The 14,510-nt window shown below is 64.7% G+C and carries 16 protein-coding genes; 14 read left to right on the top strand and 2 right to left on the bottom strand.

What is annotated here, in order from left to right:
- Nucleotides 1–34 precede the first annotated feature (34 nt).
- The 7 genes from tyrS to purH all read left to right on the top strand — a co-directional run bounded on the left by tyrS (nt 35) and on the right by purH (nt 6,513).
- The gene (tyrS, locus tag HWE01_RS06950) at nt 35–1,306 is read left to right on the top strand and encodes a tyrosine--tRNA ligase (RefSeq protein WP_008334706.1); all 1,272 of its coding nucleotides are present in this window, start codon (nt 35–37) and stop codon (nt 1,304–1,306) included.
- A gap of 12 nt (nt 1,307–1,318) precedes the next feature.
- Entirely contained in the window at nt 1,319–1,801 is a 483-nt protein-coding gene (gene dtd / locus HWE01_RS06945) for a D-aminoacyl-tRNA deacylase (RefSeq protein WP_241821414.1), read from the top strand.
- A gap of 87 nt (nt 1,802–1,888) precedes the next feature.
- Complete coding sequence (locus HWE01_RS06940; RefSeq protein ID WP_008334713.1) at nt 1,889–2,536, top strand: YbhB/YbcL family Raf kinase inhibitor-like protein; 648 nt, start codon at nt 1,889–1,891, stop codon at nt 2,534–2,536.
- Nucleotides 2,537–2,544: 8 nt separating this feature from the next.
- On the top strand, nt 2,545–3,189 hold the full coding sequence (locus HWE01_RS06935) for a histidine phosphatase family protein (RefSeq protein WP_008334715.1): 645 nt from the start codon (nt 2,545–2,547) through the stop codon (nt 3,187–3,189).
- A gap of 218 nt (nt 3,190–3,407) precedes the next feature.
- Entirely contained in the window at nt 3,408–4,427 is a 1,020-nt protein-coding gene (dusB, locus tag HWE01_RS06930; protein WP_008334716.1) for a tRNA dihydrouridine synthase DusB, read from the top strand.
- Between the two features lie 172 nt (nt 4,428–4,599).
- Nucleotides 4,600–4,833 (top strand): Fis family transcriptional regulator, encoded by a 234-nt coding sequence (locus HWE01_RS06925; RefSeq protein ID WP_006463627.1) that lies wholly within the window; start codon nt 4,600–4,602, stop codon nt 4,831–4,833.
- A gap of 108 nt (nt 4,834–4,941) precedes the next feature.
- Nucleotides 4,942–6,513, top strand: a complete 1,572-nt coding sequence (gene purH / locus HWE01_RS06920; RefSeq protein ID WP_241821413.1) for a bifunctional phosphoribosylaminoimidazolecarboxamide formyltransferase/IMP cyclohydrolase — start codon at nt 4,942–4,944, stop codon at nt 6,511–6,513.
- A gap of 80 nt (nt 6,514–6,593) precedes the next feature.
- Here purH and HWE01_RS06915 read toward each other — a convergent pair whose 3' ends face one another.
- Nucleotides 6,594–7,622: a MerR family transcriptional regulator gene (locus tag HWE01_RS06915; protein ID WP_008334726.1), complete on the bottom strand. Its 1,029-nt coding sequence runs from the start codon at nt 7,620–7,622 to the stop codon at nt 6,594–6,596.
- Between the two features lie 96 nt (nt 7,623–7,718).
- Between HWE01_RS06915 and HWE01_RS06910 the strand changes: the two genes are divergently transcribed.
- The 5 genes from HWE01_RS06910 to ruvC are packed head-to-tail and all read left to right on the top strand — an operon-like array spanning nt 7,719 to nt 11,676.
- The gene (locus HWE01_RS06910) at nt 7,719–7,895 is read left to right on the top strand and encodes a DUF2256 domain-containing protein (RefSeq protein WP_241821412.1); all 177 of its coding nucleotides are present in this window, start codon (nt 7,719–7,721) and stop codon (nt 7,893–7,895) included.
- Between the two features lie 11 nt (nt 7,896–7,906).
- Nucleotides 7,907–9,223: an FAD-binding domain-containing protein gene (locus HWE01_RS06905; protein WP_008334731.1), complete on the top strand. Its 1,317-nt coding sequence runs from the start codon at nt 7,907–7,909 to the stop codon at nt 9,221–9,223.
- Nucleotides 9,216–9,629, top strand: a complete 414-nt coding sequence (locus HWE01_RS06900; RefSeq protein ID WP_241821411.1) for a thiol-disulfide oxidoreductase DCC family protein — start codon at nt 9,216–9,218, stop codon at nt 9,627–9,629. Before HWE01_RS06905 ends, HWE01_RS06900 begins: the two co-directional genes overlap by 8 nt.
- Nucleotide 9,630: 1 nt before the next feature.
- Nucleotides 9,631–11,097, top strand: a complete 1,467-nt coding sequence (locus tag HWE01_RS06895) for an FAD-binding domain-containing protein (protein ID WP_241821410.1) — start codon at nt 9,631–9,633, stop codon at nt 11,095–11,097.
- A 36-nt stretch (nt 11,098–11,133) separates the two neighbouring features.
- Complete coding sequence (gene ruvC, locus HWE01_RS06890) at nt 11,134–11,676, top strand: crossover junction endodeoxyribonuclease RuvC (RefSeq protein WP_008334734.1); 543 nt, start codon at nt 11,134–11,136, stop codon at nt 11,674–11,676.
- Here ruvC and HWE01_RS06885 read toward each other — a convergent pair.
- Nucleotides 11,673–12,614: a DUF808 domain-containing protein gene (locus tag HWE01_RS06885; RefSeq protein ID WP_241821409.1), complete on the bottom strand. Its 942-nt coding sequence runs from the start codon at nt 12,612–12,614 to the stop codon at nt 11,673–11,675. The genes ruvC and HWE01_RS06885 overlap by 4 nt on opposite strands.
- A 114-nt stretch (nt 12,615–12,728) precedes the next feature.
- Between HWE01_RS06885 and ruvA the strand changes: the two genes are divergently transcribed.
- Together ruvA and ruvB are read left to right on the top strand one after the other, a co-directional pair.
- Complete coding sequence (gene ruvA / locus HWE01_RS06880; RefSeq protein ID WP_241821408.1) at nt 12,729–13,307, top strand: Holliday junction branch migration protein RuvA; 579 nt, start codon at nt 12,729–12,731, stop codon at nt 13,305–13,307.
- A gap of 32 nt (nt 13,308–13,339) precedes the next feature.
- On the top strand, nt 13,340–14,395 hold the full coding sequence (gene ruvB, locus HWE01_RS06875; protein ID WP_008334738.1) for a Holliday junction branch migration DNA helicase RuvB: 1,056 nt from the start codon (nt 13,340–13,342) through the stop codon (nt 14,393–14,395).
- Nucleotides 14,396–14,510 lie beyond the last annotated feature (115 nt).

Below are 14,510 nucleotides of genomic sequence, written 5' to 3'. Positions count from 1 at the left end.
CTGTCCTACAAAAGCCTATTTTTTAGTTATATCGATGAACGCCGATCAGTCCACCTCCGCTGCTGCTTCTGCTGCCACGTCTGCAGCCCCTTCCCGCCTGCCCCTCACCGACAAGGTGCAGGAGGCGCTGGCCATTACCAAGCGCGGCATCGATGAGCTGCTCATCGAAAGCGAATTCGCGCAAAAGCTGGCGCGTTCCGAGCAAAGCGGCCAGCCGCTGCGCATCAAGCTGGGTCTGGATCCGACTGCGCCCGACCTGCACCTGGGGCACACCGTGGTGTTGAACAAGATGCGCCAGCTGCAGAACCTGGGCCACCAGGTGATCTTCCTGATCGGTGACTTCACCTCCATGATCGGCGACCCGTCCGGTCGCAACGCCACCCGTCCGCCGCTGTCGCGCGAGCAGATCGAGGTCAACGCCAAGACCTATTTCGCCCAGGCCAGTCTCGTGCTGGATCCGAGCAAGACCGAGATCCGCTACAACTCCGAATGGTGCGACGCCCTGGGTAGCCGCGGCATGATCCAGCTGGCTTCGCGTTACACCGTGGCGCGCATGATGGAGCGTGATGACTTCACCAAGCGCTTCAAGGAAGGTACGCCGATTTCGGTGCATGAATTCCTCTACCCGTTGATGCAGGGTTATGACTCGGTGGCCCTGAAGTCCGACCTGGAACTGGGCGGCACCGACCAGAAATTCAACCTGCTGGTGGGCCGCGAGCTGCAGAAGGATTTCGGCCAGGAGCCCCAGTGCATCCTGACCATGCCGCTCCTGGAAGGCCTGGACGGCGTGGAAAAGATGTCCAAGTCCAAGGGCAACTACATCGGCATCACCGAACCGGCCAACACCATGTTCGCCAAGGTGATGAGCATTTCCGACGTGATGATGTGGCGCTACTACGAGCTGCTGTCTTTCCGTTCCATGGCCGAGATCGCCGGCTTCAAGGCTGATGTCGAAGCCGGCAAGAATCCGCGTGACATCAAGGTGGCCCTGGCCCAGGAAATCGTGGCCCGCTTCCACTCGCAGCAGGCCGCCGAAGATGCGCTGGCCGACTTTGTCAATCGTTCCAAGGGCGGCATCCCGGACGATATCCCGGAAGTCTCGCTGTCGGGCGCACCGCTGGGCATCGGCCAGTTGTTGAAGCAGGCCAACCTGTGCGCCTCCACCTCGGAGGCGCTGCGCATGGTGGAGCAGGGCGGTGTGCGTATCGACGGCACCGTCATCAGCGACAAGGGTTTGAAGGTCGAGGCCGGCCAGTGCGTGGTGCAAGTGGGCAAGCGCAAGTTTGCCCGCGTCACCCTGGCGTAAGCTGGAGCGCGCATGATCGCTCTCTTGCAGCGGGTCAGCCAGGCCGCGGTGGTGGTGGATGGCCAGACGCTGGGCAGCATCGGCACCGGGCTCATGGTGCTGGTCTGCGCCGAGCGCCACGACACCCCGGCCGAAGCTGACGCCCTCCTGAAGAAGCTGCTGGCCTATCGCGTCTTCAGCGACGAGGCCGGCAAGATGAATCGCAGTGTGGCCGATGTGCAAGGCGGCTTGCTGCTGATCCCGCAATTCACGCTGGCGGCCGATACCAATTCAGGCACGCGCCCCTCCTTCACGCCTGCTGCGGCGCCGGAACTCGGGCGGCAGCTGTTCGATCACTTCGTGGCGCAGGCGCGCGTGCGGCATGGTCAGGAGCGGGTCGGAACAGGGCGCTTCGGAGCCGATATGAAGGTATCGCTCACCAACGACGGTCCGGTGACCTTCTGGCTGCAGGTCAAGCCCAAGGCCCCGACTGCCGATATGAACCTTGCTCAATAAATCCAGGCCCGGCATTGAAGCCGGGCGGCGCGTCCCCAAATGGATCCGTAATGCGTGTTGAATGTGGCCTTACTTTTAGGAGGTGATATGAAATTCTGGAGCGATTCTTTCAAGGACGGTGCCAACATCCCCGGCGAATTCGCCTTTGCGGTGATGGATCCCAAGACACACGTGGCGTTGTCTTCCAATCGCAATCCGCACTTCGCGTGGAGTGATCTGCCTGCCGGCACCAAGTCGCTGGCGCTGGTGGTGCACGATCCTGACGTGCCTTCGCGCGGCGACGACGTGAACCAGGAAGGCAAGACCGTGCCGCTGGAGCTGCCGCGCGTTGATTTCTATCACTGGACGCTGGTCGACATTCCTGCCAATGTCAGCCAGATCAAGGCCGGCCAGTTCAGCAACGGCGTGACCGCCCGTGGCAAGCCGGGGCCGGCGGTGCTGGGCGAGGTCATGCCGGGGGCGCGCCAGGGTATCAACGACTACACCGGCTGGTTCGCCGGGGACGGCGACATGCGCGGTGACTACTTCGGCTATGACGGCCCCTGCCCGCCGTGGAACGATGCGCTGGTGCACCGCTACATCTTCACCCTCTATGCACTGGACGTGGAACAGTTGCCGGTAGCCGGCAACCTGGAAGGATCGGTGGTCCTGACCGCATTGCGTGATCACGTGCTGGAGCAGGCTTCGATCACCGGCCTGTACACCCTCAACCCCAACGCGGTCCCGCGCAGCTGAACTGAAGCATGACCGAGATCCTGCTGATCCGCCACGGCGAAACCGACTGGAACGTGGACAAGCGCCTGCAAGGGCATATCGACATCGGCTTGAATGAGGCCGGCCAGCGTCAGGTGCTGGCGCTGGGCGAGGCGCTGGCGGGGGAGGGCATCGATGCCGTCTTCGCCAGCGACCTGCAGCGTGCGCGCGATACCGCCCAGGCCGTGGCGGGGGTGGCGGGATTGGCGGTGCAGATCGATGCCGGTCTGCGCGAACGCTGCTATGGCGCCTTCGAGGGGCTGCGCCATACCGAGATCGAGGTGCGCTATCCCGAGGCTTATCGCCAGTGGAAGGCTCGCGAACCAGACTTTCGTTATCCCGCGGGTGAGCGCATCGCCGAGACCATGCGCGAGTTCTATGAACGTTCTGTCGCGGCGGTGCAGCGCGTGCTGGCCTCGGGCCGCTATCGCAAGGTGGCCATCGTCACGCATGGCGGCGTGCTGGAGTGCGTGCATCACTGGGCCAGCCAGACTTGCTTCGCCCAGCCGCGCACCTTCGACATCTTCAATGCCAGCGTGAACCGCCTGCACTGGGACGGCGAACGCGCCCACATCCGCTCCTGGGGCGAGATCGGGCATCTCCAGCGGGAGACGCTGGATGAGGTGGATCGTTGAGCTGCACTGTTGCCGGGAGGTATCTTTCCGGTCGTTTGATCTTGGCGGTTTGTTGGTTTTCCTGTCCGCTGATACGTGACATTGGCATTTCGCCAACAGTCCCTCCTGCCCAATAAATAATCAGCCCCAAAGATGTAACCGCGCCCGATTCTTGTTGGGCGAGGCTGGCAATCGCGCTAAAATAGCGCCCTTCCTCGAACCTCCCCCTGATCCACGTCGTGAACATTGGGCCCTATTCCCTGCGCAACAACGTGTTCGTCGCCCCCATGGCGGGTGTGACCGACCGTCCGTTCCGTCAGCTGTGCAAGCAGCTGGGGGCAGGGTATGCCGTGTCCGAAATGGCGGCGTCCGATCCGCGGCTGTGGCAGAGCGAGAAGACCTCGCGTCGCATCAACCACGATGGCGAGATGGAACCCAAGGCGGTGCAGATCGCCGGGGCCGATCCGGTCATGCTGGCCGATTGCGCCAAGTACAACGTTGAGCGCGGTGCCCAGATCATCGACATCAACATGGGCTGCCCGGTCAAGAAGGTCTGCAACAGCTGGTGCGGTTCGGCGCTGCTGCAGGACGAGGACCTGGTGGCGCGCATCCTGGACGCGGTGGTGTCGGCGGTGGACGTGCCGGTGACGCTGAAATTCCGCACCGGCTGGGACCGCGCCAACAAGAACGCCCTCAAGATCGCCGCCCGCGCCGAAGCCGCCGGTATCGCCATGCTGACCCTGCACGGCCGCACCCGGGCCGACGGCTACAGCGGTGAAGCCGAGTACGACACCATCGCGGCCGTGAAGGCCGCCGTGACGATCCCGGTGGTGGCCAATGGCGACATCACCACCCCCGAGAAGGCGCGCGAGGTCCTGCGCATCACCGGGGCCGATGCCGTCATGGTTGGTCGCGCCGCCCAGGGACGCCCCTGGATCTTCCGCGAGATCGATCACTTCCTGCGTACCGGCGAACACCTGCCGGCGCCGCTGGTGACCGAAGTGGCGCACCTGATGGAGGAGCACCTGCAAGCCCACTACGCCTTCTACGGCGACTACCTGGGCGTGCGCACGGCACGCAAGCACATCGGCTGGTATGTGCGCGACCTGCCGGGCGGTGAGACTTTCCGCCGCAGCATGAACCGCATCGAAGACTGCGGCCAGCAGTTGCAGGCAGTACGGCAATTCTTTGCCGACCAGACCGTGCATGGCGATCGCCTGCAATACGGACTGGCCGACGAGGTGCCGCTGGCCGCCTGAAGCAACACGGCAGGACAGCACCACGGAACAGGGTATCGGATGCGCCGGCGCGAGCGGCAACGGCGGGCGCAATTGATCAACAACACGGCATCGCCACGCACGATCGCGCCCAGGGGAAATGGCGCATTCAAGCCTGCGAGGCGGCGCCGACAAGAACAGAAGCAACAAAGCAATGAGCAAAGAAAGTATCGAGGATGTCGTCAAGAAGAGCCTGGAAAAATATTTCCGGGATCTGGGTGAACAGCTACCGACCAATGTCTACGACATGGTGCTGGCCACGGTCGAAAAACCGGTCTTCGAGACCGTGATGGCGCGCGCCGAGGGCAACCAGTCCCAGGCCGCCGAGATCCTCGGCATCAACCGCAACACGCTGCGCAAGAAGCTGCAGCAACACGGCCTGCTGTAGCCGTCACCGACCATGCCGGCGCCGCATCGGGGGCGTCGGGATGGGGTGCGGATGCCGCTTCCTTCCACGGTTTTTCAGGTTTCCTTTTCCTTACCAGTCTTGCCTACCATGATCAAACAAGCACTCATTTCCGTATCCGACAAGGCAGGCGTGCTCGACTTTGCGCGCGCGCTGTCTGCCATGGGCGTCAACATCCTGTCCACCGGCGGCACCGCCAAGCTGCTGGCCGACAATGGCGTGCCGGTCACCGAGGTGGCCGACTACACCGGTTTCCCGGAAATGCTGGATGGCCGCGTGAAGACGCTGCATCCCAAGGTCCATGGCGGCATCCTGGCCCGTCGCGATTTCCCCGAGCACGTCGCCGCCCTGGAACAGCACGGCATCCCCACCATCGACATGGTGGTGGTGAACCTGTACCCGTTCCAGCAGACCGTGGCCAAGGACGAGTGCTCGCTGGAAGACGCGATCGAGAACATCGACATCGGCGGCCCGGCCATGCTGCGTTCTTCGGCCAAGAACCACAAGGACGTCATCGTCATCTGCGATCCGACCGACTATGAAGGCGTGCTGGCCGAGCTCAAGTCCGGCGGCGACCTGCCCTACGAAAAGCGTTTCGCGCTGGCCAAGAAGGTCTTCGCCCACACCGCGCAATACGACGGCGCCATCACCAATTACTTCACCTCGCTGGGTGAAGACAAGCAGCACAGCACGCGCAGCGCCTACCCAGCCACCCTGAATCTTCACTTCGAGAAGGTCCAGGACATGCGCTACGGAGAGAACCCGCACCAGAGCGCCGCCTTCTATCGCGACATCAAGAAGGTCGATGGCGCCCTGGCCAACTACACCCAGTTGCAAGGCAAGGAACTGTCCTTCAACAACATCGCCGACGCCGATGCTGCCTGGGAATGCGTCAAGAGCTTCGACCCGGCCACGGAAGCTGCCTGCGTCATCATCAAGCACGCCAACCCCTGCGGCGTGGCCATCGGCGCCAACCCGCTGGAAGCCTACAGCAAGGCCCTGCAGACCGACCCGACCTCGGCCTTCGGCGGCATCATCGCCTTCAACCGCGAAGTGGACGCCGCAGCGGCCGAAGCCGTGGCCAAGCAATTCCTGGAAGTGCTGATCGCCCCGTCCTTCACGGCCGAGGCCAGGCAGATCTTCGCGGCCAAGCAGAACGTGCGCCTGCTGGAAATCCCCCTGGGCACGGGCCTGAACGGCTATGACTTCAAGCGCGTCGGCGGTGGCCTGCTGGTGCAGTCGCCGGACGCCAAGAACGTCCTGCTGGCCGATGTGAAGGTGGTCAGCAAGAAGCAGCCGACCCAGCAGCAATTGCAGGACCTGATGTTCGCCTGGCGCGTGGCCAAGTTCGTCAAGTCCAATGCCATCGTGTTCTGCGGCAATGGCATGACCCTGGGTGTCGGCGCCGGCCAGATGAGCCGTATCGATTCGGCCCGCATCGCTTCCATCAAGGCGCAGAATGCCGGCCTGACCCTGGCCGGTTCGGCCGTGGCCTCGGATGCCTTCTTCCCGTTCCGCGATGGCCTGGACGTGGTGGTTGATGCCGGCGCAACCTGCGTCATCCATCCGGGCGGCTCCATGCGCGACCAGGAAGTCATCGATGCCGCCAATGAGCGCGATGTCGTCATGCTGCTGACCGGCACCCGTCACTTCCGTCACTGATTGCGGCTTGCTGCAAAAACGACGCCCGGCTTCATGCCGGGCGTTTTTGTTGGTGCCGCGTGCGCCGTGCCAGGCCGGTTTCAACTGTCCTCGGTGATGAATCCTTCATGCAGGGCAATTCGCGTCATGGCTGCTTCAAAACGCTGGCGTGATTCCGAGGTCAGCTGTTGCAGGTATTGATGCAATTGCGCGTCAGCCACGTTGCGGTTGGCACACTGGGCGCTGTAGCGCTCGAACTGCGACAGCTGCATCAGCAATTCGGCCACGTGGCGCGGGCATTCACAGGCCACCGTGGTGGACTGGTTGGCGAAGGCGATCAGTTGGTTGTCATCCCAGCGGCGCGGTGGCAGGGACTTGTCCTCGCCTGAGGCATCACGCCCCGGTGAAGACAGCGCCGCCAGGCCGCGCAACCATTGCAGGATCACCACATCCGGCTGGGGCGCGCGCAGCAGGCTGATGCCGACCGCCGCCAGGGTCTCGCACACGGCCTCGCTGGCAAAACCGTACAGTACCGCCATCGGCAGCCCGCTCAGGGCCGGCGCCGAACTCTCCAGCGCGCCCAGCCAGCCGGCGTGCAATTGCGGCTCATGCAGCAGCAGGGCATCGACTTCCTCCCGCTTCAAGGCCATGGCCGCCTGCTCGATGCTTTCGAACGGGCCCAGCAATTGCAGCGGCCGCCCCAGGCGTTGCAGCAGACCCGGTTTGTCCAGGCGCTGCGCCAGGGTAGAGCCGATCACGGCCAGCCGCCACTGGCCCTGCGCTGCCTCCGGCGGCGTGGGGCGCGCGGCGTGCAGTTCGGCGTGGGTGGCGGCGACCTGCTGGAGCTGATCCATGTCCAGCCCCGCCAGACTGCCGATGGCGTGACCCAGTTCAGTCAACTGCCGGATCAGCGCCAGACGCCGTACGTCGGCTTCCGAATACAGTCGCTGACCGCTGGGGGAGAGCTTGCCCTGGGTCAGGGCATAGCGGCGCTCCCACACCCGCAGTGTGGCGACCGGCATGCGCAGCATGCGGGCCACCGCGCCCGTGCGGCGCAAGGCTTCACCGGCGGGTTTGTCCGCGGCCGCGGCAGGGGACGTGGCGGGCGTGGTCGAATTGGCAAGGCTCATGGCTTCCTCCTATGAATCATATTTGACACAGATTATAAATGCTAAATCTGCGTCATGAGTCAAGTGTGACGCATTTATTCGGTACAATTCTGCGTCATGAAACCCAAAAGCCAGATCAGCGGACATCGCGGCAACAAGGCGCACTTGCCCAGCAAGCCCTGCGCCGTGTGCGGCCTGCCCATGACCTGGCGGCGCGCCTGGGCGAAGAACTGGGGGGAGGTCCGATACTGTTCCCAAGCCTGTCGCCGCAAGCGCGTCCATCCTGGTCTTTGAGGAGTCGAGCCATGTACCGCAAACATCAATTCGACCTGATCCTGGATATGCCTTCCCCGGAAGACTGTCCCGCTGCTTCCCCCGCCCCCGTAGACCGGCTGGCCCAGCCCCTGGCCTTGCTGCCCTTGCTGCCGACCCTGGCCGCCGCGCGCGAACGCATTGCCGCCGTGCGACCGGGGGCTTACGCACGCACCCGCAACAGTCTGGACGGTGCCGTGACCGGGCTGTCGCCCTATCTCACGCACGGCCTGGTCAGTCTGCGCGAGGTCTTGGCCGGGGTATGCCGCCGACAGGCGCTGGATGTGCAGCACAAGTTCGTCTACGAGCTGGGCTGGCGCGCCTTCTATCGCTACGTGTGGGCGCGGCGCGGGGCGCGCATCTTCGATTCGCTGCACGCCGGGCCACTGCCGGAGTCGGCTTACGCCCGAGAGCTGCCAGCCGACATCCGCGAAGCCGCCACCGGCCTGCCCGTCATCGACCAGGCCGTGCGCACCCTGTATGCCACCGGGACCCTGCACAATCACGCGCGCATGTGGCTGGCCAGCTACGTGGTGCATCTGCGCAAGGTCCATTGGCGCGCCGGTGCAGACTGGATGGTCGGCCATCTGCTGGATGGCGACCTGGCCAGCAATCACCTGAGCTGGCAGTGGGTGGCCGGTACCGGCAGTCACAAGCCCTATCTTTTCAATGCCGAGAACGTGGCCAAATACGCACCGTCCGAATGGCACAGCCCGGGTACGGTGGTAGATACCTCCTATGAAGCTTTAGGCGAAATTGCTCTCCATCCCGACCCGGTGGCGGCCGAACCGGCCCAGCGCATGCGGGAGCGCTGCAAGGAGCCGGCACTGCTGTCAATGCCACCTGAATATTTGGGCAGTATTGCGCCCGAGCCTGACGCCGTAGCCGGACGGGATGTCTGGCTGGTTCATCCATGGAGCCTGGGCGAGTTGCCCGCCGATCTGTCGCCCGATACGGTAGTGGTCGGTCTTTATCTCTCGGACTTCCATCTGCTGTGGCCCTGGGACCAGCGTCGCTGGGCCTTCGTGGGAGCGCGCATGCGTGAGCTCACGCCGCTGTGCTGGCATGGCGATGCCGCCACCGTCGGGCGCGCGCTCAAGGCGGCGCGCAGCGTGCGTTGCCTGGCCGATCCGCATCTTGCGCCCTGGCTGCCGCTGTGGGCGCAATGTGTGGCGCCGCCGGACCTGTTCCCGGTGGTGGACAAGCCCAGTGACCTGTTCACGCAATGGTGGCGCCGCAGTACCCAAGGTCTGCAGACGGCTGCCGAGCTGCTGGCGCGCACCGAGCGCAGGGAGCGGCGCGATGGCTGATGCCGATCCCAAGCCACGGGACGAACTGACCGTGCTCTACGATGGCGCCTGTCCGCTGTGCCGACGCGAGATCAGCCTCTACCAGCGTGGTGCGCAGGAGGCTCCCCTGCGCTTTTGCGATATCAGCCGTACCGACGTGTCCCCGACCGATCTTCCGGCAGGGTTCAAGCGCGCGCAGCTACTGGCGCGCTTTCATGTGCGTCGAAGCGATGGTGTGGTCTTCAGCGGTGCCGAGGCCTTCGTCCAGTTGTGGGCGAGCTTGCCGGGCTGGCGCTGGCTGGCCGGGCTGGCGCGCCTGCCCGGCATGTTGTGGCTGATGGAACGCAGCTATCGCGCTTTCCTGCAGGTACGCCCGGCCGTGCAGCGGCTGGTGGTGCGCCTGGAGCGCCGCCGCGAAAGAGGCTGACGTGGCTGTCGGCCTGGTCTGGTTCAAGCGCGACCTGCGCTTGCGCGATCATGCGGCGCTGGCCGAGGCTGCGCAGTGCGAGCGCGCCTTCGCGGTCTTCATCATCGAGCCCGCGTGGTTGCAGAGTGTTGAATGTGATCCGCGCCATGTGGATTTCCTGCTGCGTTCGCTGGCGCCCTTGCAGCGGGAATTGCAGCGGTGCGGACTGCCGCTGCTGGTGCGGGTGGGCGAGGCGGTGCAGGTGCTGGAGTCCTTGCGCCGTGCATGGAGTGTCACCCATCTGTTCAGCCATGAAGAAACCGGCCCGGCGTGGAGCTATGCGCGCGATATCTCGGTCAATCGCTGGTGCCGTATCCAGGGCGTGCAATGGCTGGAGTGGCCGCAGACCGGCGTGGTGCGGCGCCTGCGCAGCCGCGATGGCTGGGCTGCGCGCTGGGTGCGGCGCATGGAGGCGCCGCAGGTGGGCAATCCTGTCGGCTTGCGCGCGCCAGCGGGCATGCAGCCGGACCGTCTGCCGACGCTGACCGAACTGGGTTTGCCCGAAGTCCGTCTGCAACCGCCTGCCGGCGAGGCGGCAGCGTGGGATACGCTGCGCGCCTTCCTCGGCGGCGGCGGGCGAGATTACCGGCGCGGCATGTCCAGTCCGCTGACCGCACCCGACGCCTGCAGCCGACTCAGCGCGCATCTGGCCTTCGGTACCATTTCCATGCGCAGCGTGCATCAGGCCACCGAGCTGGCCATCGAGCACACCGCCGACCGCGAGCTGGCCTACGGCCTGCGCGGCTTCTCCAGCCGCCTGCGCTGGCATTGCCACTTCATGCAGAAGCTGGAAGACCAGCCTGATATCGAATGGCGCAACGTCGCGCGTTCGCTGGATGGCTTGCGCCCCGGTGATGGCGGTCCGTGGGGCGTGGAGGCGCAGGGGCGTTTCGATGCCTGGTGCGAAGGCCGAACCGGTTATCCCATGATCGACGCCTGCATGCGCCAGCTGTGCGCCACCGGCTGGCTCAACTTCCGCATGCGCGCCATGCTTGTCAGCTTCGCCGCCTACCACCTTTGGTTGCACTGGCGTGCGCCGGGGCTGTTCCTGGCGCGGCAGTTCCTGGATTTCGAACCGGGCATCCACTGGAGCCAGATGCAGATGCAGTCCGGCACCACCGGCATCAACACGCTGCGCATTTATTCACCGGCCAAGCAGGCGCGCGATCATGATCCGCTGGGCGAGTACGTGCGGCGCTGGGTGCCGGAATTCGGCACGGCGGCTTATCCCGATCCCATCGTGGATGAGAAGACGGCGCTCAAGCACGCCAAGGACGCCCTCTACGGCCAGCGCAGCAGCAGTACTGCGCGGGCGGAAGCCGACGCCATCCAGGACAGGCACGGTTCGCGCAAGAGCGGCCTGCCGTCGACCGCCCGGCGCCCGCCACGCCAGAAAATGCCGGATCCGGGGCAGGGCGTCTTGTTCTGACGCGAGATGCCCGCCTGATCGGTTAGACTGGCGGGCATGAAAATCCTCGGTATCGACCCTGGCTTGCGCACCACCGGTTTCGGGGTCATCCACAAGCAGGGCAACACGCTCTCCTATATCGCATCCGGCACCATCAAGACCCCGGACGGCGACCTGCCTTCACGCCTGAAGGTGATCCTGGCCAGTGTTGGCGAAGTGGTGAGGTCCTATGCGCCGGACTGCGCCGCCATCGAAAAAGTGTTCGTCAACGTCAATCCGCAATCTACCTTGCTGCTGGGGCAGGCGCGCGGCGCGGCCATTTGCGCGCTGGTGGCCGCCGACCTGGCAGTCGCTGAATATACGGCCCTGCAGGTCAAGCAAGCCGTAGCCGGCCATGGACGCGCCCAGAAAGCGCAGGTGCAGGAGATGGTGGCGCGGCTGCTGAAGCTGCCCGGCCTGCCGGGTACCGATGCCGCCGATGCGCTGGGCGTGGCGATCTGCCATGCGCATGGGGGAGGGGTCCTGTCGGACCTTGGCGCGCTGGCCCCGGCGCTGGCGCGCAAGGGCATCCGCATGCGCGGCGGGCGTCTGGTCGGTTAGGCTTGCTTTTTGAAGAGGGACAGCACGCGCTGCACCAGCTTCACGACTACCAGCACCACTGCACCGGCGACTATGCCGAAGACGGCATTCAAGACCGCCGGAGTGATCGCCCCGAGGGCCGGCCCGACTACCGCGATACCCTTCACGGCGTGCGCCGCCGCCTCGATGGCGTGATGCGCGAAGGGCAGGCCATGCGTCAGGATGCCGCCGCCGACCATGAACATGGCAATCGTGCCGATCACCGACAGGCTGCGCATCATCTTCGGTGCGGCCGCCAGGACGGCCCGTCCGATACCGGCCTTGAAGCGTCCCCAGGCGCTCGCGCCTGCGTGCTGCACCAGGTACAGGCCACCGTCATCGAGTTTGACGATACCGGCCACCAGCCCATACACGCCCGCCGTCATGATCAGTGCGATGCCCACCAGCACCGTGATCTGCTGCTGTAGCGGTGCACCGGCGACCGTGCCCAGTGTGATGGCGATGATCTCGGCTGAAAGGATGAAGTCGGTGCGCACGGCATCCTTGATCTTTTCCTGCTCGTAGACCAGCGGGTCGATGTCGTCGTCGGTCCTGGCGGCGACTTCATGATGTTCGTCATCATGCGGAAGATACTTGTGGGCCAGCTTCTCGAAGCCTTCGAAACAGAGGAAGGCACCGCCCAGCATCAGCAGCGGCGTCACCGCCCAGGGGATGAAGGCGCTGATGGCCAGCGCCGCCGGTACCAGGATGGCCTTGTTCTTCAACGAACCCTTGGCGACCGCCCAGACCACCGGCAGCTCCCGCTCGGCGCGTACGCCCGCGACCTGCTGGGCGTTGAGGGCCAGGTCGTCGCCCAGCACGCCAGCCGTCTTCTTGGCGGCCACCTTGGTCATCAGGGAAACGTCATCGAGCACGGTGGCGATGTCGTCAATCAATGCGAAGAAGGCGCTACCGGCCATGTTTTTCCTTTGTCTTCATCTGAGGGGAGGAGGCTTGGATACTGTTTATCCGAACAGTGCTGTATCATCGCGGGATTATCACAGAAGCTGCCTCCCACGCACATCCCTGACGCCATGATCGGTCGCCTCTCCGGAATTCTTCTAGAAAAAGTCCCCCCGAACCTGCTGGTCGACTGCCAGGGCGTCGGTTACGAAGTGGCCGTGCCCATGAGCACCTACTACAACCTGCCTGGCTTGGGCGAGAAGGTCACGCTGCTGACCCACCTGGCCATCCGCGAGGATGCGCACATCCTGTTCGGGTTTGGGACCGCCGAAGAACGCAATACGTTCAAGGAGCTCATCAAGATTTCCGGCGTGGGCGCGCGCACGGCGCTGTCCATCCTTTCCGGCATGTCGGTGGCCGACTTGGCCCAGGCCGTGACCCTGCAGGAAGCCGGCCGCCTGACCCGGGTGCCCGGCATCGGCAAGAAGACCGCCGAACGATTGCTGCTGGAACTGAAAGGCAAGCTCGGCGCCGATCTGGGCGCGGTGGCCGGCGTGGTCCACAGCGATGCCTCGGCCGACATCCTCAACGCCTTGCTGGCACTGGGCTATTCGGACAAGGAAGCGGCCCTGGCCATGAAGCAGGTGCCCAAGGACAGCAGCGTCTCGGACGGCATCAAGCTGGCCCTGAAGGCGCTCTCCAAGGGCTGATGCACAGGCAAAAGGCAGACAAGGATCAGAGCATGAGCATCCAGACCGACGATTTCTCCGAACAGCGCATCATCTCCGCCACTCCGGCTTCGGCCAACGAGGAAGCCATCGAGCGCGCCCTGCGGCCCAAGCAGCTGGACGAATACGTCGGCCAGGAAAAGGTGCGTGCCCAGCTCGAAATCTTCATCTCGGCCGCCCGCAAGCGCGGCGAGCCGCTCGACCACACCCTGCTGTTCGGCCCGCCCGGCCTGGGCAAGACCACCATGGCCCACATCATCGCCCGCGAAATGGGCGTGAACCTGCGCCAGACCTCAGGCCCCGTGCTGGAGCGCGCCGGCGACCTGGCCGCGCTGCTCACCAATCTCGAAGCCAATGACGTGCTCTTCATCGACGAGATCCACCGCATGTCGCCGGTGGTGGAGGAAATCCTCTACCCGGCACTGGAGGATTATCAGATCGACATCATGATCGGCGAAGGCCCGGCCGCCCGTTCGGTGCGCCTGGACCTGCAGCCTTTCACGCTGGTGGGTGCTACCACCCGTGCGGGCATGCTGACCAATCCGCTGCGTGACCGCTTCGGTATCGTCGCCCGGCTGGAGTTCTATACCCCGCCCGAGCTGGCCCGCATCGTGACCCGCAGCGCCGGCTTGCTCAACGCCCCCATCGTCGAGGAAGGCGCGCTGGAAATCGCCCGCCGCAGCCGTGGTACGCCGCGTATCGCCAACCGCCTGCTGCGCCGCGTGCGCGACTATGCCGAGGTCAAGGGCGAAGGCCGCATCACCCGCGAAATGGCCGATGCCGCCCTGGTGATGCTGGACGTGGACCCGGTCGGGTTCGACCTGATGGACCGCAAGCTGCTGGAGGCGGTGCTGTTCAAGTTCGGCGGCGGCCCGGTCGGGCTGGACAACCTGGCGGCCGCCATCGGTGAGGAACGCGACACCATCGAAGACGTGCTGGAACCCTACCTGATCCAGCAGGGCTACCTGCAGCGCACCCCGCGCGGGCGCATCGCTACCGGCGCGGCTTACCAGCACTTCGGCGTGACCGCACCGCAAACCGGTCCGAATGGTGAGCTCTGGGGCGGCTGAGCTCGGCCATTCTCAAGCTGGACAGGACTGTTGCAGCCAATGGAAAACAGCATGACGCGCAGCAGCACGATCTGATGAAATTTTTGTCAGATCTCGTATAAAAGCGAGTTTTTGC

Source organism: Herbaspirillum sp. C7C8 (genome assembly GCF_022627875.1).
Lineage (GTDB): Bacteria > Pseudomonadota > Gammaproteobacteria > Burkholderiales > Burkholderiaceae_D > Herbaspirillum.
This window is presented reverse-complemented; position numbering and strand designations above follow the sequence as displayed.